Below are 22,871 nucleotides of genomic sequence, written 5' to 3' on the forward strand. Positions count from 1 at the left end.
AGGCATGATCGAAAAACACGACTTCATCCGTGTGCGCGGCGCACGCGAGCACAATCTCAAGGGCGTCGATGTCGACATTCCCCGTGGCCAGCTGGTGGTCATGACGGGGCTGTCGGGCTCGGGCAAGTCCTCGCTGGCGTTCGACACCATCTATGCCGAGGGCCAGCGCCGCTATGTCGAGAGCCTGTCGGCCTATGCGCGCCAGTTCCTGGAGCTGATGGGCAAGCCCGACGTCGATCTGATCGAGGGCCTGTCGCCGGCCATTTCGATCGAACAGAAGACGACGTCCCGGAACCCGCGCTCGACCGTGGGCACCGTGACCGAGATCAATGACTATATGCGCCTGCTGTGGGCGCGGGTCGGGGTTCCCTATTCGCCAGCCACGGGCCTGCCCATCGAAAGCCAGACCGTCAGCCAGATGGTCGACAAGCTGACGGCCCTGCCCGAGGGCGAGCGCATCCTGCTGCTGGCGCCCGTGGTGCGCGACCGCAAGGGCGAATACCGCAAGGAAATCGCCGAATGGCAGCGGCTGGGCTATCAGCGGCTGAAGATCGACGGCGAATTCTATCCGATCGAGGACGCGCCGGTCCTCGACAAGAAGTTCAAGCACGACATCGATGTCGTGGTCGACCGCCTGATCACCAAGGACGGCCTTGAGGGCCGCTATGCCGACAGCCTCCAGACCGCGCTGAAGCTGACCGATGGTATTGCGGTCGCCGAGTGGGCCGGTGTCGCCGAGGGCGAGACCGAACCCCGTCGCATCATCTTTTCCGAGCGCTTCGCCTGTCCGGTGTCGGGCTTCACCATCAGCGAGATCGAGCCGCGGCTGTTCTCGTTCAACAGCCCGACCGGGGCCTGTCCGTCCTGCGACGGCCTGGGCGTCAAGCTGGCCTTCGACGCCGGCCTGGTCGTGCCGGATACCGACAAGACGCTGCACAAGGGCGCCGTCGCGCCGTGGTCGCGCGGCCCCTCGCCGCTCTACACCCAGACGCTGCAGGCGCTGGCCCGCCACTATGGCTTCTCGATGGACAAGGCCTGGCGCGACCTGCCGCAGGAGGCGCGCGACGTCATCCTCGGCGGCACGGGCAAGGAGAAGATCAAATTCGTCTATGACGACAATGCCCGCAAATACGAGGTCTCCAAGCCGTTCGAGGGCGTGCTGCCGAACCTAGAGCGGCGCTGGCGCGAGACCGACAGCGCCTGGGTGCGCGAGGAGCTGGGCCGTTATCAGTCCGAGACGCCCTGCGAATCCTGCGGCGGCAAGCGGCTGAAGCCCGAGGCCCTGGCCGTCAAGATCAACGGCGAGGACATCGCCGACGTCAACGCCCTGTCGATCTCGAAGGCCTATCTGTGGTTCTCGACGCTTGAGGAGACCCTGAGCGAGAAACAGGCCGAGATCGCCCGGCGCATCCTCAAGGAGATCACCGACCGGCTGCGCTTCCTGAACAATGTCGGGCTGGAATATCTGAACCTGTCGCGGAACTCCGGCACCCTGTCGGGCGGCGAGAGCCAGCGTATCCGCCTGGCGTCGCAGATCGGCTCGGGCCTGACCGGCGTGCTCTATGTGCTGGACGAGCCCTCCATCGGCCTGCACCAGCGCGACAACAGCCGCCTGCTGGACAGCCTGCGCGGGCTGCGCGACCTCGGCAATTCCGTGCTGGTCGTCGAGCACGACGAGGAGGCCATCCTGACCGCCGACCATGTGATCGACATGGGCCCCGCTGCGGGCATCCACGGCGGCGAGATCTGCGCCCAGGGCACGCCCGATGAGGTGATGGCCAACCCCAACTCCCTGACGGGCAAATATCTGACCGGCGCGCGCGAGATCGAACTGCCCGTCGACGGCCGCCGCCCGGTCAACCGCAAGCGGATGCTGCGCATTTCGGGCGCGACCGGCAACAATCTGAAGAACGTCACCGGCGAGATCCCGGTCGGCCTGTTCACCTGCATCACCGGCGTGTCGGGCGGGGGCAAGTCGACCTTCACCATCGAGACGCTGTACAAGGCCGCCGCACGGCGCCTGCACAATGCCTCGGACGCGCCCGCGCCCCACGACCGGATCGAGGGGATGGAGCATTTCGACAAGGTCATCGACATCGACCAGTCGCCGATCGGACGCACCCCGCGCTCGAACCCGGCCACCTATACCGGCGCCTTCGGGCCGATCCGTGACTGGTACGCCGGCCTGCCGGAGTCCAAGGCGCGCGGCTATGGCCCCGGCCGGTTCAGCTTCAACGTCAAGGGCGGCCGCTGCGAGGCCTGTCAGGGCGACGGCGTCATCAAGATCGAGATGCACTTCCTGCCCGACGTCTATGTCACCTGCGATGTATGCAAGGGCAAACGCTACAACCGCGAGACGCTGGAAATCGTCTTCAAGGGCAAGAGTATATCCGACGTTCTGGATATGACGGTCGAGGAGGCAGCGACCTTCTTCAAGGCCGTGCCGCCGATCCGCGACCGCATGCTGACGCTGGAGCGCGTGGGCCTGGGTTACGTCAAGGTCGGCCAGCCCGCCACCACCCTGTCCGGCGGTGAGGCCCAGCGGGTCAAGCTGTCCAAGGAGCTGTCCAAGCGCGCCACCGGCAAGACCCTCTACATCCTGGACGAGCCGACCACCGGCCTGCATTTCGAGGATACGAGGAAGCTGCTGGAGGTACTTCAGGAACTGGTCGAGGCCGGCAACACCATCGTCGTGATCGAGCACAATCTGGACGTCATCAAGGTGGCCGACTGGCTGCTCGACTTTGGCCCCGAGGGCGGCGACGGCGGCGGCGAGATCGTCGCGGTCGGCACCCCGGAGCAGGTCGCCGACAACGCCGCCAGCTGGACCGGCCGCTACCTCAAGCCCGTGCTGGAGCGCCACGAGGACCGGCGCAAGGCCCGCGTGGCGGCGCTCACGGCCGAGCCTGCTCCGGCCAAACGAAAAGCCCGGGCGAAAGCCTGACGCCCGGGCTTCATCGATAGTCGGTCAGTCAGGCGATCAGGCCAGTTCGGGCGTACCCGTGCCCTTCAGATCGCGATAGGCGGCCGAGAAGGGCGCGTACATGACCGCAGCCGACAGCGACGAGCTGATGGCCTGCAGGACGATGGCGACGAACACCATCGGACCCACCGCCTGAAGGATGCCCATGGCGTTCATGCCTTCCAGCGATTCCCAGTCCACGGCGGCGCCCAGCCCCATGGTGATGGGGAAGAAGATGATTGAGGTCAGGATGCCGACCACCATCGTCATGACAAAGGCGATAACGGCCATGCCGATCAGGCTCCACATGCGTCCGCCGGTGACCTTGAACGAGTCAAAGAAGGCGAACTTCTTTTCGGCGACCGTGATCGGGACGGCCAGCGACAGGCGCACCGACAGCCAGATCATGAAGGCCGCAGCCGCAAGAAACAGCACGATCATGATCAACCATCCGGCGGGAACGTCGGCGGTGGTAAGGGAACCTCCGACGACGGCGGCGATGCCGAAGGAAATCGCGCCGGCGATCCAGAGCAGGATCGCCAGGACCAGGCTGACGACCGCCACGCGGACCTCGTCCATGCCAATGCGGAGATAGCCAAAGGCCGATTTGCCGGGCTCCAGCACCGACCGGGCGATCGCTGCGCTCAGCACTGCACCGACCAGAATACCCAGCGGCACGACCAGCGGCAGGATCGAGGCATAGGCCATCATGAGGGGCTCAAAATCTTCGGGCGACGCGCCGGGGCCCATGTTTTCAAGGTCCGTTGCGGCGGCCATCAGACCGGCGATCGGTCCGGCAGCGACCATGAAGATCAGGAAAAAGCTGACCAGATAGAAAGCGGCCCACCACAGCAGCACCATCGGCTTGCGCCGGACCACGCGGAAGCCTTCAAAGGCCGCGTCTGTTGCAGAAAACGTCATCCCCACACCCTCCCGTTGATGAGGCCCCAGCCTTAGACGGACTCGTCCGGATTGTCAGCCGGGGTTTCCGGGGTGCTGTCCGCCTCCGCCGACAGTTCCCGCACCACATGGGCGAACGGGGCATTGCCCAGCAGCTGGAAGAAGCCCTGCACCCACGCCAGCGGGACCAGCAGAACCGCGGCGGTGACGCCCCAGACCAGCGGCTGTTCGAACATGTTCATCACCCAGCCCTCGGGGTCATCCATAGCCGGCATGTCCCATCCGCCAAGCAGGGCGCCGATGATCAGCAACAGGATCACGCCCACCACCAGTATCACCAGGCTCATGACGAGGGTGACGATGACCAGCATGATCAGCAGTCCCACCAGGCGCCACGACTGACCGCGCCCCAGCTTCCAGCCCTGCTCGAACGCCAGACTGTGGTGCCAGACACAGGCCGGCAGGATCAGATAGGCCCGCCCCGAGACCAGCAGGATCAGCAGGAAGGCCGCGATCCCAAGCACGATGAGGCCCAGCGCGCGCGGCAGGTCCGGCAACTGCCAGATCAAGGCCCCGATCCCCACACACAGGAGACCCAGCACGATCAGGGCGAGGATGGCGACGATAGCGATGACAATGCTGGCGATCAGAACACGGAACTCGTCCGCGCCGACGCGCATGAAGAAGGCCCCGTCCTTGCGACGCCCGGCGAAGGTCGCCCGCGTCACCGCCACGATCACGACGATGGACACCAGCCACTCCAGCAGATTGACCAGCATCGACCAGCTCTGAAACTGGAAGAAGGCCGCCATCTCGGCGCCGGACTCGAAGTCGGGGTCCTCGATGAACATGTCGCTGCCGAACAGATGAAACAGCAGGGCCATACCCGCGATGGTCGGCAACAGCCCCACCAGGCCCCAGACGATGGTGGCCAAGGGCCGGTGCCCGGCCTGCCGGAACGGCTCGGCCAGCGCCTCCATGATGTCGAATGTCTTCATCTCACCCTCCCCCGAGGTGGCCCGAAGAGCCCGGGCTCCAATACTCCAGTTGGCCATAGGCCGCCGCCAGCGCCCCCGCCGACAATGGCATCCATAGCGCGATAAGCGTCACCATGGCCAATTCGATCAACCCGTGGGACGCGGCCCACCCCAAAAGGGCGAGCGGTGGCACAGCCAGCCCGAGAAACAGCACCATCAGCGCCCAGAAACTGCCCTGGGCGATGCCCATGGTGTTCAGCGACACCGCGTGACCCCGCCCGACCGTCGCCTGCACGAACAGCGACAGCCGCACGACCAGCAACAACGGCACGACCAGCACGATCAGCCCCACCAGCCCCAGCACGGCCAGCTGCCAGACCGGCCCGACATGGGCCCAGTCGCGCGCCTGTATGGCCTCGAGGTCCAGCCCCGACATCCCGGCAATGGCCAGGCTGACCAGCGCCAGCACCACGGCGATCATCGCCAGAAAGATCAGGTTCAGCCCGGCGGCCAGCACGACGCGCAGCAGGACCGGCCCCGTGGCCACGCCGCCGGGTGGCGGATCGCGATCCAGCGCGACGGCGGTCAAACCGGTCCAGACCGCCAGGGTCAGGACCACGGCGATTCCCTTGAACAGATGCTGTGCGGCGTCCGAGCCCGTCGTCCAGCCGCCCAGCGGGATCATCAACGCCAGCAGCAACAGCCCGGCCCAGCCCCCGGCCCACAGGCGCGGCAGGCCCCTGAGCGCGCTGGCCACCGCCCGCGTCGGCCGCAAGCGGCGCACGTGACCCTTCGATGCCGTGTTCGCAGACATTCCGCCTCCCCCGTCGCCCATATCCTAACGCCTTGCCCCCATCTGCGACCAGACGGTTGCTGACGAAGTCGTCCGGCGTGTCTAGAAAGCCGCGATGACCTCTTCCCCCTCCCCCATTCATGTCATCGGCGGCGGCCTGGCCGGCTCCGAAGCCGCCTGGCAGATCGCCCGCGCTGGCGTGCCCGTCATCCTGCACGAGATGCGCGGCGTGCCCGGCATCAAGACCGACGCCCACCAGACCGACGGCCTGGCCGAACTGGTCTGCTCCAACTCCTTCCGGTCGGACGACTGGGAATACAATGCCGTGGGCCTGCTGCACGCCGAGATGCGGGCGCTGGATTCGATCATCCTGTCGTGCGGCGACGCCCATCAGGTCCCGGCCGGGGGTGCGCTTGCCGTCGACCGCGAGGGATTCTCGGAGGCCGTGACCGCACAGCTGATGGCCCACCCGCTGATCACTGTGGTGCGCGAGGAAATCGCCGGCATCCCGCCCGAGGACTGGGACAATGTCATCGTCTCCACCGGGCCGCTGACCTCGGCCGCCCTGGCCGACGCCATCCTGAAGACCACCGGCGAGGAATCGCTCAGCTTCTTTGACGCCATTGCGCCGATCATCCATGCCGACTCGATCAATTTCGACATCGCCTGGCGTCAGTCGCGCTACGACAAGGTCGGGCCGGGCGGGGACGCCGCCGCCTACGTCAACTGCCCGATGGACAAGGCCCAGTATGACGCCTTCATCGACGCCCTGCTGGCCGGACCCAAGACCGAGTTCAAGGAGTGGGAGAACGTCCCCTATTTCGACGGCTGCCTGCCCATTGAGGTGATGGCCGAGCGCGGCCGCGAGACCCTGCGCCACGGGCCGATGAAGCCCGTCGGCCTGACCAATCCGCGTGACCCGACGGTCAAGGCCCACGCCATCGTCCAGCTGCGCCAGGACAATGCGCTCGGCACCCTGTTCAACATGGTCGGCTTCCAGACCAAGCTGAAATACGGCGCCCAGACCGACATCTTCCGCATGATCCCGGGGCTGGAAAGCGCCCAGTTCGCGCGCCTCGGCGGCCTGCACCGGAACACCTTCCTCAACAGCCCGAAACTGCTGGACCGCCAGCTGCGGCTGAAGGCCCTGCCCCGCCTGCGCTTCGCCGGTCAGGTCACAGGCGTCGAGGGCTACGTCGAGAGCGCGGCGCTGGGCCTGCTGACCGGCCGTCTCGCCGCCGCCGAACGGCTGGGCCGGGATCTCGCCCCGCCCCCACCCGAGACCGCCATCGGCGCCCTGGTCGAGCACATCACCGGCGGCCATCTGGAAGGCTCGAAATTCCAGCCGATGAACATCAACTACGGCCTGCTGCCGCCGCTCGAGGCGCCGCGCGTCGACGAGGACGGCAAGAAGATCCCGCCCAAGGACCGCGGCCGCGCCAAGAAACGCCTGATGAGTATCCGCGCCATGGAGTCGCTCAAGGCGTGGCGGGACGCGGCATGACCGGCACCGACAGCGAGCTGGCGCGCCTGATCGACCGCCGCGTCACCCTGATCCACCGCCTCGACCTGATCGCGAAGGGGGCGCAGATCACCTATGACGACGGCACCCCGGTCGATATGGCCTCGGAGCAGGCGCGACTGGAATCCGAGATCAGCCGCCTCGACCGCAAGATCCTGGCGCTGCAGCCGCCGGCGGGTCAGGCGTGAACATCGAGGTCAGTGCAGGGAGATCACCTGGGTGATACTGACCTTTTCGACATCGACCACGCCCACTGCCGAGTGCATCTCCGGGACGTAGGCTTCCAGTCTCACGACCCATCCCGCGAAGAACTCGGCCTTCACGCATTGCCAGCCGACACGGTCCCCGCACGGGGCCATGCTCAGGCGCTCTAACCTCGCCATCTCCAGTTGGGCGACATCGTGGGCCGGATTCTCACAGTCCGAGCCGAAGGCACCGCAGCTGACCGAGCCAGGATCGTGCCTTGCCTCCCGGATCGCGATCTGAAGCGCCTGTGTGGCGTATCGCACGTGGTGCGAAGGCGAAATCTCGGCGTCGAAGAAGCGCTCTCCCGCGAAGTGGTCGTGCCAGGTCCCCAACACCGGTCCCGCCCACTCGCACTGGCTCTGCAACCGGCGTTCGTAGGCGTCAGTCCATTCCGGTGCCGCATCTGGGCCGGTATCGCCGACGACCTTGAAGACAAGTCGGGTCTCTAGCGTATCGAGATCGTCTTCCCTCCGATTTACCGGCACGGTGACGACCGTGGCCTGACACAGGCCGAAATCACCCGCATGCTGCGGCTTCGTGGCGAACGCCAGCCACGTCGGCAATGTATCGGCTTCGTCGAGAGGAAGCGGAGGGCCGGGACGCGCCACCTCGACGAAATCGCTTGCGCGCGGAACGAGGTAGCGGGCCACCAGGTCCTCGACCGAGCCCTGTCGCGCCTCGTCCCAACCCGGGGCGCCTGCACGCGCAGCAGGGGCTGCCCTCTTCTGTTCACTGGCAGGGGACCACTCGTCAGCTGAGCAGCCCGCAACGGCTAGTAAAGCTGACGCCACCACGGCAGAGCGCCGCACCCGAAGGGTGATCAGCAATCCTCGATCTCCTACGCCCATGACGCCCTCTCTATCGGCCCGTCAGCCGGGTGGCATTCGTACCAACCGGCTCCTGTGCCTCGCCCTCGAGTCGCCCGCGGGTCAGGCCTGACGGGCGGCGTAGGCCGCCATCAGCGGCCCGAACTCGGACTCGGCCGGGAACCCTTCGAAACTGTGCGCCGCCGGGGTGACCGCCCACGACAGCTTTTCGGCGGTCATGGTCTCGATGAACGGCGCGAAACCCTCCGGATCATCCAGCAGGGTGGAGCGGACATTGACTATGCCCACGCCCGGCTCGGTGAAGATCCAGCTCATGCACCAGCCGCAGAAATGATGCTTCAGCTCGCCGTGCAGTCCGCCGATCACGGTCTCGCCCGCGATGATCTCCAGTCCCGTCGGCGGCATGATTGCGGTCACCGAAAAGGCGCTGGCCGACATCCGCTGGCAGCCCCGGCAGTGGCACGCGGCCGTGATCAGCGGGTTTTCGGTCAGGCGGAAGCGGACCTTGCCGCACCGGCAGCCGCCTTCACGGGGGAAAAGGGGGGCCATCTCACATCTCCTTTCGGGTCGCTTCGACCCAACGGCGGACAAGTCGCTCAAGCTCGGCCGCCTTCGCCTGCACGGTCGCACGGGTGCTGAATGTGGCCACGCCCCGGTCTGGCGAAGGCCATCGCGCCACCCCGTCCGGGTCGTCGAATACAAAGCCGGACGTATCCTGTATCGCGTTTCCCCGATGCAGAACCACGCGCCAGCCGCCCTTACGCTCAATGCCGAGGGTCACCCGGTCCTGATCCCCATCCGCGAAATTGGGCGCGTTCCATTTGATGGTTTCGGTCAGGTCCGGGGCGGCGGCACGGACGATCTCGCGCAGGCGATCTACTCCGGCCCGGTTCTCTGGCGACAGGCTGTCCAACCATGCATCGACGGCGTTTCCCATGGGCGTGACCTTCCCCGGGTTGACGGTGCGGCGCAAGCCGCCGCTGCCCTGCATGTCCCCTGCATCACCCCCCGGTGCGGCCCGCCAGAGTGAGAAGCGCATTCCGGTCACTGGCCGGGACCTGATGCCAAGGCTTTGACTGACCACAGTTGTAGTTGACCCGGGCCGTTCCGCTGGCCTCGGGGGGACTGTCGGTCCACATCTGGGTCGGGTTGAGGAACAGCAGATACTGGACGTTGGGATCAAAGCGCCCTCGGGGTGGCTCAAGATAGAAGCCTCCGCTATCGCGCTCGGTAAACACCGTCATTTCGCGGGGGGCGACGCCCTTGAAGACCTCGAGAACCTCGATCCGGTAGGTGGTCCACGGGTCCTCGTCATAGTCGGGGCCGGCATCCGCCCAGCTGTCCGTCTGGGCCGTCACGCGCGCCCGCACGACCCAGCGAGAGTCTGCAAACTCCTGGGGGATCGTCGTCGTCGCATACAGTTCACCCTTGTATATGCGCAATGCGTGCGCCGCCGGGGGTCCGGTCAGGGCCAGGACGACTGCGACAAGCAAGGGGGTCGGCGACATCATGAGCCGATGCTATCACCGCTCCACCCCGGCGCCAGCGATCTACGAGAACGTGATGCTCTCCCCTTCCCAGACTATCCGCGCCGCCATCCGCAAGCGCATCAGCGATGTGTTCAACGATGCGGAGAAGGGCGAGCGGCCGGTGATGCGGCGGGGCGATGCCCTGTTCCCGCCGGACTCGGTCGCGTGGCAGGTCAATGGCGATGTCGTCACCATGATGATCGGGGGGGTGTCGGGCCTGCTGCTGCAGATGCTGCACCCGGCGGTGCTGGCCGGGGTCTGGGACCATTCCGACTTTCGCGCGGACATGCACGGGCGCCTGCGTCGCACAGCCAAATTCATCGCGGTGACCACCTATGACCATGCCGAGGCCGGTCAGGCCGCCATCGACAAGGTCAACCGCATCCACAAGAAGCTGGGCGGCACCCTGCCCGACGGCACGGCCTATCGGGTGTCCGACCCCGCCCTGCTGGCCTGGGTCCATGTGACCGAGACGATCAGCTTCCTCGACGCCTGGGTCCGCTATGCCCGGCCCACCATGCCGCTGGCCGAACAGGACGCCTATTTCGACGAAATGGCCCGCGTCGGTCAGGCACTGGGCGCCGATCCCCTGCCCCGCACGCGGGCGGAGGCCGAGGCCCTGATCCAGTCGTATCGCCCGCAGCTGCGCGCCGATGCCCGCACGCGCGAGGTCGCCGACTTGGTGATGCGCCAGCGAATCGGCTCACCCGCCGTCGACAGCGCCGCCGGCCTGATCATGCAGGCCGGATTCGACCTGCTGCCCGGCTGGGCCCGGGCGATGCATGGACCAAGGCCCGCCCTGCCGCGCCCGCTGGTCCGCACCGGGGCCCTGACCACCGCCCGTTTCATCCGCTGGGCTTTCGACCAGTCGCCCAACCGCCGCGTCTGGCCGCGCGAGGCGACCGAGTTTCCGCGCCCTTCCCGTTCCTGATCGCGGCTAGGCAAAGGGCGTTGCGGGTCATAGGCTTGCGCCCGGAACTTGCGGAGTGACGATCATGATCAGCGTGCTGGCCGCCCTTGCCCTTCTTGTCCCGGCCCCGGATCCGCAGGACGGCCCCTGGCGCCAGCTGATCGACTTTGTTCCCACGGCCGAGCGGCCCGACGGCACCTCCCTGTTCCTGCTCGAGGCCGACATGCTGCCGCAGGGCAGCCCCGCCCGCCGGACCCCGCACCCCGTCCGCTATCTCTGGGTCAATCACGGCGCGGTCGTCGGCGATCAGTCCGTGACCCTGGTCACCGGCACCACCGACTGCGACGGCGAGATTCGCATGCAGCAGGTTCAGGTCTTCGACGCCGCCGGGCGTATGCTGGGCCAGGCGTCGGTCGACGAAGCGGTCTATGCCATCCCCCACTCGGCCGAGAGCCTGATCAGCGATGCCGTCTGCCGGGGCTCGCCCTATCTGTATGACAAGCCTGTGGTGGCGACCCGGGCCGAAGCCACCGCCCCGGCCGGCTCCAGTGCTGCCCTGCCCGAGCCGGCCGACGCAGTCCGCTGGGACGTCGATTACGACGGCCAGGACGACTTTGTCAGTATCGCCATGCGCCCCCACAGCTATCGCCATGACGTCGAGTTCGTGCTGGCGAAGACCCCGAACCGCAGCCTCAACGTCATTACCGCCAACCAGCTTGCGACAGGTCCTCTGGCGGAGCGCCGCATCCGCCCCCTCCAGCGCGACCGCTATCTGACCGCCTGCGACATGGTGGAGGGCCGCGATGTCGAGCCCTGCGTCGCCCGCTACCCGCTGGTCCAGCGCGGCGTCGAGGTGGTGACCGAGGGCCAACCAACGATCCTCGTCTGGCTGGTCAGTGGCGAGCCCCATGTCGCCCGGCTGCCGACGGCTGAATGATCAGGCGGTTCGGTCGCCCCTTACCCGCTCAGACGACCGCGCCGAACAGTCTGCCCACCGCAGCAGTCACGGCCATGGCCAGTGTCCCCCAGAACACCACGCGAACCGCCGAGCGCGCCAGCGGCGCCCCGCCGGCTCCGGCCCCGAGAAGACCAAGCACCGCCAGGCCGATCAGGGCCGCTCCCACCACCCAGCCCAGCAGTGCCGCCATCGGCGCCACGGCGGCCACCAGCAACGGCAGGGCCGCACCGGCGGCGAAGGTCAGGGCCGAGGTCAGCGCCGCCTGAATCGGCCGCGCGGTCGAAATTTCTGAAATGCCGAGTTCGTCGCGGGCATGGGCCCCGAGCGCATCCTTGTCCATCAGTTGCAGCGCTACCTTGCGCGCCAGCTCGGGATCGACTCCGCGCGCGGCGTAGATACCCGCCAGTTCATCGACCTCGGCTTCCCGATCGGTGGCCAGCTCAACGGTCTCCCGCAGGAGGTCGGCCTTTTCGGTGTCGGACTGCGAACTGACGGAAATATACTCACCGGCCGCCATCGACATTGCGCCGGCCACCAGCCCCGCCACACCGGCGACCAGGATCGCGGTGCGGGGCCCCCCGGCCGCCGCCACCCCCGCCACGAGGCTGGCGGTCGAGACCAGCCCGTCGTTGGCGCCCAGAACGGCGGCGCGCAGCCAGCCGATGCGCGACACCCGGTGTCTTTCTGCGTGGGTCTTCATGCGAGTCATTGTCCGCTCCCCAAGGGTCCGCGCCAGACGAGATCCGCCCGTATTACACCCTTCCCCTCAGACTGGCCCAGACCAGCCTCAGCCGCTTGACCGGCTCGGGCGCGGCGGGGTCCGCAAGCGCCGCATGGGCGACGGCGGGGAAGGCTTCGGTCGGCAGGGCTTTCAGAGCCGCGTTCGCCGCGGACCGCAGGGCGCGCGCCTCGTCGAAGCGGCCGGTCTGGATGAGGCCCCGCAACCGTCCGGCGTCCACTACGGCGGTCTCATGCCCCGGTCCGGCCAGCACCCGCGCCGCCGCCTGCATCGGCCCGACATAGAAGGCATCCAGATCGTGCGGCTCGCCGTGCACCCGGCCGATGTGCGCCTCGATCAGGGCCTCCAGCGGGGCGCGGTCCAGCCCGTGCCGGTGCACGACCCCGGTCAGGGCCTCCAGCACGGGATGGCCGATGCGGGGCGCGTTCGCAAACACCCCGTCCATCTGGTCTGCCCACCAGCGATAGCGCATCTCGGCCAGCAGCGGCTGGGTCACCCGCGTGGGGATGGCCATCAGCTCGGCCTCGAACGCATAGAGGGTGATCAGGTCGGCGCGCCGGCCCTCATCCGCGACGAACCGGCTGGACAGCCAGCGATCCGGATCGGCGGCCCGGACCTGGGCGTCCAGATCGACAGGCGGTGCACTCAAGGGATCAGCCGAACAGCGTCTGGTACATGGCCATGGAGGTCAGCATCGGGAAGCTGAGCAACAGGTTCGTGCGGCTGCCCAGCATGGCGATGCGCGCGGCGCGGGCCTTCTTGTCGTCATCGACGGCGACGATGCCCAGGGCGCGCTTCTGGTTCGGCCAGATAATGCCCCAGACGTTCAGGAACATGATGATCGCCAGCCAGACGCCGATGCCCATCAGCATGAAGCCCTGATCGCCCTCGACCAGACCACCCGCCAGGCCGAAGCTCAGCACCTCGGCGGCATAGGCATGGCCCCGGGCGAACATGACGGCCAGCCCGGCCAGAACCGTCACCAGCGCCGACCAGCGGAACCAGAACAGGGCCTCGGGCGCGATATGCTTGCCCACCCCGGGCTTCAGCTCGGCCGGGATCGACGGCATGACCCGGATCTGGACGAAGTTGAAATAGTACAGAAGGCCGATCCACAGGATCCCCGCGATCACGTGCACCCAACGGAACACCGCCTGCCAGAAGCTGCCGTCAAAGCCTCCCGAGACCTGCCCGAAGGCAAAGATCATCAGCCCCGCCAGCACCAGGCTGAGGATGACGGTCGCGCGGAAGCTGCTCAGCAATTTGCCCATGGTTCGGCCCTCCCCGGCCTGTCGATTCGTCGGAGAATAGGCCCGCGTGGCGGGACCGCATAGCCCCGCCCCACGATCGATCTACGGCCGGTTGGCGCCGCCCAGTTTGATCGGCTTGGCTTCCTCGGCGAACTCGCCGCGCTTGACGCCCCACAGCATGATGATCGGCGCGGCGACATAGACCGAGGAATAGGTGCCGACGACAATGCCGAACATCAGGGCGATCGAGAAGCCGAACAGCACCTCGCCGCCCAGGAAGGCCAGCACGGCCAGCACCATGACGGCGGTAATGCCCGTCACGACCGTCCGGCTCAGGGTCTCGTTGATCGACAGGTCGATCACCTCGCCCAGCGGCATGGTCTTGTACTTGCGCAGGTTCTCGCGAAGGCGGTCGAACACGACGACCGTGTCGTTCATCGAATAGCCGATCACGGTCAGGATCGCGGCCACCATGTTCAGGCTGAACTCCAGCCGCATGATGACGATCAGGCCGAACGTCAGGATCACATCGTGGACCAGGCCCGCGATAGCGCCAAAGCCGAACTGGGGCTCGAACCGGAACCAGATGTAGAGGAACATCAGCACGGTCGCCATGCCCAGCGCCATCAGGCCCGAGCGGAACAGCTCGCCCGACACCTTGGAGCCGACCACCGACACGCCCGAATAGGTGACCTCTCCGACGGTCTGGGTGATGGTCTGCTCGACCTCACGAACGACCTCGGTCTGATCCGCGCCCTCCGGCAGCTGGAAGCGCAGCAGCACGGTCGAGCCGTCAATGGCATTGGTGTCCAGACGGGCGATGCCCTGCACACCGACGTCCTGCAGGCCGAGCGCGCTGACCGCAGCGCTGACTTCCTGCTGGTCAATCGTCTGGCCGGCGGGCTTGGCGATTTCCATCGACGCGCCGCCGCTGAAATCGATGCCCATGTTCAGACCCGGCGTGAAGCAGCCGATGATCGAGGCGATACAGAGGGCCGCCGACAGCACGCCGAACAGGCGCGAGTATTTGACGAACTTGAAGTTCGTCTTGGTCGGCAGCAGCTTGATAAGGGGCCATCCACGCATCGGCTTACTCCGCGACCGGCAGTTTCTTGGGCTTGGCGACCTTCAGCCACCAGGCCAGTCCCACCTGCGCGACCAGCACGGCCGACAGCATGGAGGTGAAGACGCCGATCGACAGCGTCCAGGCAAAGCCGCGCACGGGCCCGGCCCCGAAGAAGAACATGATCAGCGCCGCCACCAGGGTCGTCAGGTTGGCGTCGATGATGGTGCCCATGGCCTTGTTGAAGCCCGCATCCAGCGAGGCGATCACGCTGCGTCCCTGTCGGGCCTCGTCGCGCATCCGCTCATAGATCAGCACGTTCGCGTCGACGGCCACGGCGAAGGTCAGGATCAGACCGGCGATACCGGGCAGGGTCAGGGTCGCCTGGGTCATCGACATGGCGGCGACGATCAGAATGCCGTTCAGCACCAGACCGATCACCGAGATGCCCCCGAACAGCACGCCATAGGCCAGGAACATGAAGACCACGATGACGACAAAGCCCAGCGCGGTGGCCATCATGCCGCGATCCACGGCGTCCTTGCCCAGCTCGGCGGTGACGGTCCGGCGTTCCTCGACATTCAACGGCGCCGGCAGGGCCCCGCCGTTCAACAGGCTGACCATCTCGGAGGCCGCGGCGATGGAGTAGTTGCCCTCGATCACGCCCGAGCCGCCCAGAATGGCGCTGCGGATAACCGGGGCCGAGATCACCTTGCCGTCCAGAATAATGGCAAACGGGCGACCGATGTTGGCGGCCGTGACCTCGCCAAAGCGGCGCGCGCCCTGGCTGTCAAAGTTGAAGCCGATGGCCGTCTGGCCATTCTGGTCCTGGGTCACAAAGGCGCGGGTCAGGTTCTCACCCGAGACCAGCACCCGGCGCTTGACCAGGATGGGGTTGCCGAGCTCGTCCTGCATCAGCACGGCATCCGGCGGCACCCGCCCCTGCAAGGCATCCTCGATGCTGTTGTCGACATCGACCATCTGGAAGGTCAGCTGGGCCGTCTGGCCGATTACGCGTTCCAGCTCGGCCGGGTCGCTTTCCCCTGGCGCCTGGATGACGATGCGGTCGGCGCCCTGGCGGGTGATCGACGGTTCGCGCGTGCCCAGATTGTCGATCCGGCGGCGCACCACCTCGATCGACTGGGTGACGGCATCCGGGCCCATGCTGTTCAGGGCCGCGTCGGTAAAGACCACGCGCAGGCGATTGTTCGACAGGCGCGTCACCTGACGATCGGCAACGCCGCCCACGCCCCCGCGGGTCACTGTATCCCGGATCGCCGTGAAGGCCGTGTCGACCTGGGCATCCGTCGAGAAGGTCACAACGACGCCGGTCGCCTCGGGCTGGATCGAGACCGGCGTGATCTGCGCTTCGTTCAGGGTCTGACGGACGTCTTCAACCGTGTTCGCGACGCGCTTGGCCTGCATCTCGGTCACATCGACCTCGAGCAGCAGATAGGAGCCGCCCTGCAGGTCGAGGCCCAGGTTCAGCGTGTTCTTCGGCAGGAAGCCGGGCAGCGCCTCACGCTGGGCCGGGGTCAGCAGGCTGGGGTAGGCGAACAGAATCCCGAACGCCAGAGACAGGGCCAGAAGGATCACCTTCCAGCGCGACAGATGGATCATGGTTCGCTTCCCCGCAGACCGGCCCTATCAGGCCTTGCTGCTTTTGGCCTTGCGTTCGATGGCGGCGGGCGCCGTACGGTCGCGGACTTCGGTGATCATGGTCTTGACCACGCGGACGTTCACGCCCTGGGCGATGTCGGCCATGACCTCATCGGCCTCGACGCGGGTGACCTTGCCGATCACGCCGCTGGACAGGACGATGGTATCGCCGCGCTTGACCGATGCGACCAGTTCCTGGTGCGCCTTGACCCGCTTTTGCTGCGGACGGATCAGCAGGAAATAGAACAGGACAAAGATGGCGATGAACGGCAGGAAGTTCATCAGCAGGGCCATCATGCCGCCATCAGCGGTGGCGGCCATCAGCAGGATCGGGTCTTGGGCTGTCATGGTTTCTCCCGGCACGGAGCGTTGTCCGGCCACATGTCTCGAATGTGGCGCGGAACCTAGGGGGCCGGACGCCCGATTGCAACGGACACCGGCGCCCCGGACGCACTCTTATCGCGGAAGCTGCAGCAGGGGGTCGAGCGCGGTCGGTTGATCGCCCTGCATCCGCCAGACTTCAAAGTGAATTGAGGGCTGTCCGTCGCCGGCCGTATCGCCCACGGTACCCAGCTGTGCACCGGCGGCGATGTCGTCGCCTTCGCGCACCGTGGTGCTGCCCAGATGCCCATAGACGGTGCGCCAGCCATCGCGGTGCAGGACCAGAACCGTCAGCCCCTGACCCGGCAGGGTGTCGCCGACATAGCCAACCCGTCCGGCGGCCGAGGCCCGGACCGGACTGCCCAGCGGGGCGCCGATATTGATGCCGTTGTTGCGCTCGCCCATCCCGACGGGGCCAAAGCGGCGCAGGATCTCGCCGCGCACCGGCCAGTCCAGCGGACCGCTGCGCGCGGTCGAGCCGTTCGCGACCGGCGGCATGGGCGCATTGCCCGAGGGCGGCGGCGGCGGCGGCGGCAGGGCCCCGGACGGCACCCGGACCCCGGTCGGTGACGGCCCGGTGGCATAGGGGTCACGGCCCGAATCCACGGCCGAGTCGGGCAGGATCACCTCTGCGCCGACGCTCAGGGCCGCGCGGGGGCCCAGGTCATTCATCTCGATCAAAACCTGGATGGGCGTCAGGAACCGGCGTCCGATCCCCGATAGGGTGTCGCCGGGCTGGACGGTATAGCGCGCTCCGGCCACCCGGCTGACCGGCAAGGCCTCCATCGGCGGGGGTGCCGGCTCGGCATCCACCGTCGGCGTCCCCAGGGCGCCGCCCTCGACCTCGCCCACGGGGGCGGCGGTCCCGAATTCAACGCCGGGCGGCGGTGCGGTCTGGCGCGGGGGCGGCGGGATCTCGGTCGCGGTGACGACCCGCACCCCGGTCGGATTGACCGGCATCGGGCGCGTCGAATAGCGCGGCTCGGCCGGATAGCTGGCGCAGGCGGCCATGGTCAGGACGCCCATGGTCACGGCCAGAAGGGTCATCCCCCGTCGGATGGTCGCCATTCGCATCTCTCCTCTTGGTCCCGGGTCGCGCTTGCCCCGGTTTGCCCCGCTGCTGGCCATAAGCCAACCCGTCAATCCGCACCAAAGTTGGGCGCGAAGGTTAACAGCCCCCGGAAATCAGACCTCAGCCCTCCTTCGCCGTGCCCTCGACCAGCGGCACAAACCGCACTTCGCTCAGGCTCTCGCGGTGGAAGGACCCGTCCGGCTGGCCGACATAGCGGTTCAGCATCTGCACCGAGGTCCGTCCCACCGGACACACCAGTATGCCCCCGGGCTTCAGCTGTTTCAGAAGTTCGGTCGGCTCATGCGGCGCGGCCGCCGTCACCATGATCCGGTCGAACGGGGCCTGTTCCGGCCAGCCCAGCCCGCCGTCCCCATGGCGGGTGATGACATTGTCGATCTGGAGGACCTTAAGCTTCGCCTCGGCCTCGCTCAGCAGGCTGCGATAGCGTTCGACCGAATAGACATAGCGCGCCAGCCGGCTCAGCACCGCGCACTGATAGCCGCTGCCCGTCCCGATCTCGAGCACCCGGTGGCGCGGCTGCACATCCAGCGCCTGGGTCATCAGGCCGACGATATAGGGCTGGCTGATCGTCTGGGCGCAGTCGATCGGCAGGGCCTGGTCCTCCCACGCCTGATCGAGGAATTTCTCATGGACGAAGACGGCGCGGTCGATCGACTCCATGGCCGCCAGCACCCGGGGGTCCGTCACCCCCTGTTGCCGAAGGCCCAGGATCAGCCGCCCTGCCCGGTCGTCGTTCAGCTTCATCCCGCAGCCACCGTCTTGGGCGGCGCCCCGCCCAGTACGCCCTTCAGGTCGTGAATGCTGGGCGCGTGCGTCAGGTCGATGTGCAACGGCGTGACCGAGATCTTGCCCTCATCCATGGCCCTGAGGTCGGTGCCTGCCGGGTGGTCGTGCTTGGTCCCGCGGAAACTCATCCAGTAATAGTCCCGGCCGCGCAGGTCGGTGCGGCGGACCGCATGCATCTCGCCGATGTCGCGGAAGCCCTGACGGGTGACCTCGACCTCCTTGACCTCGGCGGGCGCGAGGGCAGGAAAGTTCAGGTTCATCACCACGCCCGCCTGCCAGGTCTGAGCCAGCAGGCGCGAGATGATCGGCGGGGCAAAGGCCTCGGCCGTCTCCCAGTGCGCCGTCACCTCGTCGTGGAAGCGCTCCAGGCTCTGCGACAGGGCAATCGAGCGGATGCCGAACGCCATCCCCTGCAGCGCCCCCGCCACCGTGCCGGAATAGGAGCAGTCCTCGCCGACATTGTGCCCGCGATTGACCCCCGACAGCACCAGATCCGGCCGCTCGGGCATCAGGTCATTGACCGCCAGCACCACGCAGTCGGTCGGCGTGCCGGTCACGGCGAACCGCTTGTCGCCCAGCCGGTTGACGCGCAGCGGCTCGGTCAGGGTGATGCCGCGCCCCTTGCCCGACTGTTCCACCGCCGGCGCACAGATCCAGACATCGCCCGACAGCGTTCGCGCGATCCGCTCCAGACAGGCCAGACCCTCGGCCTCGATCCCGTCGTCATTGGTCAGCAGGATTCTCATCCGACGTGCGTCATCCCTTCCGGCATGTAGCGCTTCAGAACCTCGGGCACGGCGATCCGGCCGCCCTCATCCTGATAGTTTTCCATGACCGCCACCAGCGTCCGCCCGACCGCGAGGCCCGAGCCGTTCAGCGTGTGCACGAACTCGGTCTTCTTCTCACCCGCCCGCTTGAACCGCGCGTCCATGCGCCGCGCCTGAAAGTCCCCGCAGTTCGAGCAGCTGCTGATCTCGCGATAGGTGTCCTGGCTGGGCAGCCAGACCTCGAGGTCAAAGGTCTTCTTCGCTGAAAAGCCCATGTCGCCCTTGCACAGCAGCATCCGCCGATAGGGCAGCTCCAGCGCCTGCAGAACCGCCTCCGCACAGCCGGTCATGCGCTCGTGCTCGGCCTCCGAATCCTCGGGCCGGGTGATCGACACCAGCTCGACCTTGGAGAACTGATGCTGCCGGATCAGCCCGCGCGTGTCGCGCCCCGCCGACCCGGCCTCGGCCCGGAAGCACGGGGTCAGGGCGGTCAGGCGCATCGGCTGGGCCAGCTCGTCCTCGGACAGGATGGTCTCGCGCACGAGGTTGGTCAGGGAGACCTCGGCCGTGGGGATGAGGTAGCGCGGGGGTTCGCCGCCATACCGGGCAACCAGAATATTATGTTCTAGCGAACTGGGAGCGTCAGGATACGTTGTTTGCGGCAGTTCGTGTGGATGCTCTTTGAGTAAGCGATCGACCTCACGCCAGTCCGTGCCTGTCGAGAACAGATCGTCCTTAAACTTCGGCAGCTGGCCCGTGCCGAACATGGCCTCATCGCGGACCAAATAGGGCGGATTGACCTCCAGATAGCCGTGCTGGACCGTCTGCATGTCCAGCATGAACTGGCCCAGCGCCCGTTCCAGCCGCGCCAGCCCGCCCTTCAGCACCGCAAAGCGCGCGCCCGACATCTTCGCCGCGGCCTCAAAGTCCAGCAGGCCCATGGCCTCGCCCAGATCGGCGTGATCCTTGGCCGGGCCAGACTTCCTTGGTTCGCCCCAGCGGCCAGTCTCGACATTGCCGGCCTCATCCTCGCCGTCCGGCACATCCTCGGCGGCCAGGTTCTTCAGCCCCGCGAGGATGTCGCGCAGCGCCTTGCCCTTTTCGGCCTCGATCGCCCCCTGCGCCGCGATCTCGCCCTTCAGGCCTTCGACCTCGGCCTTCAGCCGCTCGGCCTCGGCCATGTCCTTTTTGCCCATGGCCGCGCCGATGGCCTTCGACGCCGCATTCCGCTTCGACAGGGCGTCCTGCCCCGCCGTCTGGGCGGCGCGCAGGTCGCGGTCCAGCTCCAGAATACGGTCCACCGTCGCCTCGGCATCCTCCACCCCGCGCGAGGTCCAGCCCGCCTCATAGGCTTGCGGGTTGTCACGGATGGCTCGGATGTCGTGCATGGTCGGTCTTCGTCTTCGGGGAGGAAGCGATGCTCTAACGCCCCACGCGGAGTCGGGCAAACCCTGAGACCCATTCCTCCCCCACCGGGGGAGCGGGACCATGCGCAGCATGGTGGAGGGGGCAGCGCCGCCTCGTCCGGCCCGCCATGAGCGCGAGCGTCTCGCAGCCCCCTCCACCGCTTCGCGGTTCCCCTCCCCCGAGGGGGGAGGAATGACGATCAGGATGCGCTACCCTCCCGAATCCATGCCCATCCGCCGCCTCCCCCCCGAGACCGTCAACCGCATCGCCGCCGGCGAGGTGGTCGAGCGCCCGGCCAGTGCCGTCAAGGAGCTGGTCGAGAACGCCCTCGACGCCGGCGCCACCCGCATCGAGGTGCAGATCGAGGGCGGCGGCCTGACCCGCATCCTGGTGGCCGACGACGGGCACGGCATGGCCCCGGACCAGTTGGAACTGGCCATCGAGCGGCATGCGACCTCCAAGCTCGAGCCCGATGACGCGGGCGACGTCGACCTGCTGCGCATCTCGACCCTCGGCTTTCGCGGCGAGGCCCTGCCCTCCATCGGCTCGGTCGCCCGGCTGACGCTAACCAGCCGCCCCAGAACCGGCGGTGATGCCCATGCCCTCAGGGTCGAGGGCGGCCGCGTCACCCCGCCCGGCCCCGCCGCCTTCCCCGGGCCGCACGGCACCCGGGTCGAGGTGCGCGACCTGTTCTACGCCACCCCCGCCCGGCTGAAATTCATGAAGTCCGAGCGCGCCGAGGCCATGGCCATCGCCGAGGAGCTGCGCCGTCAGGCCATGGCGCACGAGGCCGTCACCTTCGCCCTCGACGTCGAGGGCCGCTCCGTCCTGCGCCTGCCCGCCGAACATCCGGGCGATGAGGGGCGCCTCCGTCGCCTGTCGGCCATCCTCGGCCGCGACTTCGAGGCCAATGCCCTGCTGGTCGACCAGACCCGCGATGACCTGCGCCTGTCAGGCTATGCGGGCCTGCCCACCTATTCGCGCGGCAATGCCCAGCACCAGTATCTGTTCGTCAACGGCCGCCCGGTGAAGGACCGCCTGCTGCAGGGCGCCCTGCGCGGCGCCTATGCCGACTTCCTCGCCCGCGACCGCCATCCCGCCGCCGTCCTGTTCCTCGACGTCGATCCGCTCAAGGTCGACGTCAACGTCCACCCGGCCAAGTCCGAGGTCCGCTTCCGCGACGCCGCCCTGGTGCGTGGCCTGATCGTCGGCGGCCTGCGCCACTCCCTCGCCGCCGCCGGCCACCGCGCCTCCACCACCGTCGCCGATCAGGCGCTAGGCGGCTTCACCCCCCACAGCGGCATCGGCGCCCAGCCCGCGAGCCCGCCGCAGGCCACCGGCTGGAGCGGCTGGACCGGCTGGAGCGCCCCCTCCTCCGCCGCGCAAATCATCCCCGGCCTCCACGACCGCAGCGCCCGCGTCGAACCGCAGGATCCCGACCTTGTCATCCCCGCGCAGGCGGGGACGCTCGCCACTCACCCCTCGCCACTCGCCACTCCCGGCGAAGCCGACCCCATAGACCTCCCCCTCGGCGTCGCCCGGGGCCAGCTGCACGGCACCTATATCGTCGCCCAGACCCGCGACGGCCTGGTCCTCGTCGACCAGCACGCCGCCCACGAGCGCCTCGTCTATGAGCGGATGAAGGCCCAGATGGCCGAGGGCGGCGTCACGCGGCAAGCCCTGCTGGTGCCCGAGGTGGTCGAGCTGGACCCCGCCGAGGCCGAGCGTGTCACCGACCGCGCCGGCGAACTGGCCGAGCTGGGACTGGTGGTCGAACCCTTTGGCGCCGGCGCCGTACTCGTCCGAGAGGTCCCCGCCCTGCTCGGCCGCGTCGATGCCGCCGGCCTGGTGCGCGACATCGCCGACGATCTCTCCGAACACGGCGCGGCCCTGGCCCTCAAGGAACGCCTCGGCGAGGTCTGCGGCACCATGGCCTGCCACGGCAGCGTCCGCGCCGGCCGCGTGCTCTCAGGGCCCGAGATGAACGCCCTCCTCCGCCAGATGGAAGCCACCCCCCACAGCGGCCAGTGCAACCACGGTCGGCCGACCTATGTGGAGCTGAAGCTGGCCGATCTGGAGAAGCTGTTCGGGCGGCGGTGAGG

At 67.7% G+C, this 22,871-nt stretch carries 23 protein-coding genes; 6 read left to right on the forward strand and 17 right to left on the reverse strand.

Annotated elements, in window-relative coordinates; translation table 11 throughout:
* Nucleotides 1–4 precede the first annotated feature (4 nt).
* Nucleotides 5–2,944, forward strand: coding sequence for an excinuclease ABC subunit UvrA (uvrA, locus tag V7672_RS13035; RefSeq protein ID WP_335625023.1), 2,940 nt, complete (start codon nucleotides 5–7; stop codon nucleotides 2,942–2,944).
* Between the two features lie 36 nt (nucleotides 2,945–2,980).
* On the opposite strand, the gene V7672_RS13040 is transcribed toward uvrA, so the two are convergent.
* The 3 genes from V7672_RS13040 to V7672_RS13050 are packed head-to-tail and all read right to left on the reverse strand — an operon-like array spanning nucleotide 2,981 to nucleotide 5,653.
* Nucleotides 2,981–3,883, reverse strand: coding sequence for a hypothetical protein (locus V7672_RS13040; RefSeq protein WP_335625024.1), 903 nt, complete (start codon nucleotides 3,881–3,883; stop codon nucleotides 2,981–2,983).
* 32 nt (nucleotides 3,884–3,915) lie between these two features.
* On the reverse strand, nucleotides 3,916–4,860 hold the full coding sequence (locus V7672_RS13045; RefSeq protein ID WP_335625025.1) for a hypothetical protein: 945 nt from the start codon (nucleotides 4,858–4,860) through the stop codon (nucleotides 3,916–3,918).
* A 1-nt stretch (nucleotide 4,861) separates the two neighbouring features.
* Nucleotides 4,862–5,653, reverse strand: coding sequence for a hypothetical protein (locus tag V7672_RS13050; RefSeq protein WP_335625026.1), 792 nt, complete (start codon nucleotides 5,651–5,653; stop codon nucleotides 4,862–4,864).
* Nucleotides 5,654–5,747: 94 nt separating this feature from the next.
* Between V7672_RS13050 and trmFO the strand changes: the two genes are divergently transcribed.
* Together trmFO and V7672_RS13060 are read left to right on the forward strand one after the other, a co-directional pair.
* A complete protein-coding gene (trmFO, locus tag V7672_RS13055; protein WP_335625027.1) occupies nucleotides 5,748–7,136 on the forward strand; it encodes a methylenetetrahydrofolate--tRNA-(uracil(54)-C(5))-methyltransferase (FADH(2)-oxidizing) TrmFO in 1,389 nt (462 codons plus the stop codon).
* Nucleotides 7,133–7,342 carry a hypothetical protein gene (locus tag V7672_RS13060; protein ID WP_335625028.1) on the forward strand — a complete coding sequence of 70 codons (210 nt, stop codon included), beginning with the start codon at nucleotides 7,133–7,135 and terminating at the stop codon, nucleotides 7,340–7,342. Before trmFO ends, V7672_RS13060 begins: the two co-directional genes overlap by 4 nt.
* Before the next feature lie 9 nt (nucleotides 7,343–7,351).
* Here the strand turns inward: V7672_RS13060 and V7672_RS13065 are convergent, their stop codons facing one another.
* The 4 genes from V7672_RS13065 to V7672_RS13080 form a co-directional block, all read right to left on the reverse strand.
* The gene (locus tag V7672_RS13065; RefSeq protein ID WP_335625029.1) at nucleotides 7,352–8,050 is read right to left on the reverse strand and encodes a hypothetical protein; all 699 of its coding nucleotides are present in this window, start codon (nucleotides 8,048–8,050) and stop codon (nucleotides 7,352–7,354) included.
* A 279-nt stretch (nucleotides 8,051–8,329) separates the two neighbouring features.
* Nucleotides 8,330–8,776, reverse strand: a complete 447-nt coding sequence (locus V7672_RS13070; RefSeq protein ID WP_335625030.1) for a GFA family protein — start codon at nucleotides 8,774–8,776, stop codon at nucleotides 8,330–8,332.
* Between the two features lies 1 nt (nucleotide 8,777).
* Nucleotides 8,778–9,218 carry a DUF1801 domain-containing protein gene (locus V7672_RS13075; RefSeq protein ID WP_335625031.1) on the reverse strand — a complete coding sequence of 147 codons (441 nt, stop codon included), beginning with the start codon at nucleotides 9,216–9,218 and terminating at the stop codon, nucleotides 8,778–8,780.
* Between the two features lie 10 nt (nucleotides 9,219–9,228).
* Nucleotides 9,229–9,738 (reverse strand): hypothetical protein, encoded by a 510-nt coding sequence (locus V7672_RS13080; protein WP_335625032.1) that lies wholly within the window; start codon nucleotides 9,736–9,738, stop codon nucleotides 9,229–9,231.
* 52 nt (nucleotides 9,739–9,790) lie between these two features.
* Between V7672_RS13080 and V7672_RS13085 the strand changes: the two genes are divergently transcribed.
* Nucleotides 9,791–10,687, forward strand: coding sequence for an oxygenase MpaB family protein (locus V7672_RS13085; RefSeq protein WP_335625033.1), 897 nt, complete (start codon nucleotides 9,791–9,793; stop codon nucleotides 10,685–10,687).
* 64 nt (nucleotides 10,688–10,751) lie between these two features.
* Nucleotides 10,752–11,603, forward strand: coding sequence for a hypothetical protein (locus V7672_RS13090; RefSeq protein WP_335625034.1), 852 nt, complete (start codon nucleotides 10,752–10,754; stop codon nucleotides 11,601–11,603).
* Between the two features lie 28 nt (nucleotides 11,604–11,631).
* Here the strand turns inward: V7672_RS13090 and V7672_RS13095 are convergent, their stop codons facing one another.
* From V7672_RS13095 to serS, 10 genes are all read right to left on the reverse strand, one after another.
* On the reverse strand, nucleotides 11,632–12,333 hold the full coding sequence (locus V7672_RS13095; RefSeq protein ID WP_335625035.1) for a VIT1/CCC1 transporter family protein: 702 nt from the start codon (nucleotides 12,331–12,333) through the stop codon (nucleotides 11,632–11,634).
* 43 nt (nucleotides 12,334–12,376) lie between these two features.
* Complete coding sequence (locus tag V7672_RS13100; protein WP_335625036.1) at nucleotides 12,377–13,012, reverse strand: squalene/phytoene synthase family protein; 636 nt, start codon at nucleotides 13,010–13,012, stop codon at nucleotides 12,377–12,379.
* Nucleotides 13,013–13,016: 4 nt separating this feature from the next.
* Nucleotides 13,017–13,634: a hypothetical protein gene (locus tag V7672_RS13105; protein ID WP_335625037.1), complete on the reverse strand. Its 618-nt coding sequence runs from the start codon at nucleotides 13,632–13,634 to the stop codon at nucleotides 13,017–13,019.
* Between the two features lie 81 nt (nucleotides 13,635–13,715).
* The gene (gene secF, locus V7672_RS13110) at nucleotides 13,716–14,699 is read right to left on the reverse strand and encodes a protein translocase subunit SecF (RefSeq protein WP_335625038.1); all 984 of its coding nucleotides are present in this window, start codon (nucleotides 14,697–14,699) and stop codon (nucleotides 13,716–13,718) included.
* 4 nt (nucleotides 14,700–14,703) lie between these two features.
* A complete protein-coding gene (secD, locus tag V7672_RS13115; protein ID WP_335625039.1) occupies nucleotides 14,704–16,296 on the reverse strand; it encodes a protein translocase subunit SecD in 1,593 nt (530 codons plus the stop codon).
* A gap of 27 nt (nucleotides 16,297–16,323) precedes the next feature.
* A complete protein-coding gene (gene yajC / locus V7672_RS13120) occupies nucleotides 16,324–16,683 on the reverse strand; it encodes a preprotein translocase subunit YajC (protein ID WP_241153090.1) in 360 nt (119 codons plus the stop codon).
* 108 nt (nucleotides 16,684–16,791) lie between these two features.
* A complete protein-coding gene (locus V7672_RS13125; protein ID WP_335625040.1) occupies nucleotides 16,792–17,784 on the reverse strand; it encodes a M23 family metallopeptidase in 993 nt (330 codons plus the stop codon).
* A 124-nt stretch (nucleotides 17,785–17,908) separates the two neighbouring features.
* Nucleotides 17,909–18,553, reverse strand: coding sequence for a protein-L-isoaspartate(D-aspartate) O-methyltransferase (locus tag V7672_RS13130; RefSeq protein ID WP_335625041.1), 645 nt, complete (start codon nucleotides 18,551–18,553; stop codon nucleotides 17,909–17,911).
* Nucleotides 18,550–19,341 (reverse strand): 5'/3'-nucleotidase SurE, encoded by a 792-nt coding sequence (surE, locus tag V7672_RS13135; protein WP_335625042.1) that lies wholly within the window; start codon nucleotides 19,339–19,341, stop codon nucleotides 18,550–18,552. The genes V7672_RS13130 and surE overlap by 4 nt, the downstream gene beginning before the upstream one ends.
* Nucleotides 19,338–20,750 carry a serine--tRNA ligase gene (serS, locus tag V7672_RS13140; protein ID WP_335625043.1) on the reverse strand — a complete coding sequence of 471 codons (1,413 nt, stop codon included), beginning with the start codon at nucleotides 20,748–20,750 and terminating at the stop codon, nucleotides 19,338–19,340. Before serS ends, surE begins: the two co-directional genes overlap by 4 nt.
* Before the next feature lie 244 nt (nucleotides 20,751–20,994).
* Between serS and mutL the strand changes: the two genes are divergently transcribed.
* On the forward strand, nucleotides 20,995–22,869 hold the full coding sequence (gene mutL / locus V7672_RS13145) for a DNA mismatch repair endonuclease MutL (RefSeq protein ID WP_335625082.1): 1,875 nt from the start codon (nucleotides 20,995–20,997) through the stop codon (nucleotides 22,867–22,869).
* The last annotated feature ends 2 nt before the right edge of the window (nucleotides 22,870–22,871 follow it).

It is taken from the genome of Brevundimonas sp., from assembly GCF_036963785.1.
Taxonomy (GTDB): Bacteria; Pseudomonadota; Alphaproteobacteria; order Caulobacterales; family Caulobacteraceae; genus Brevundimonas.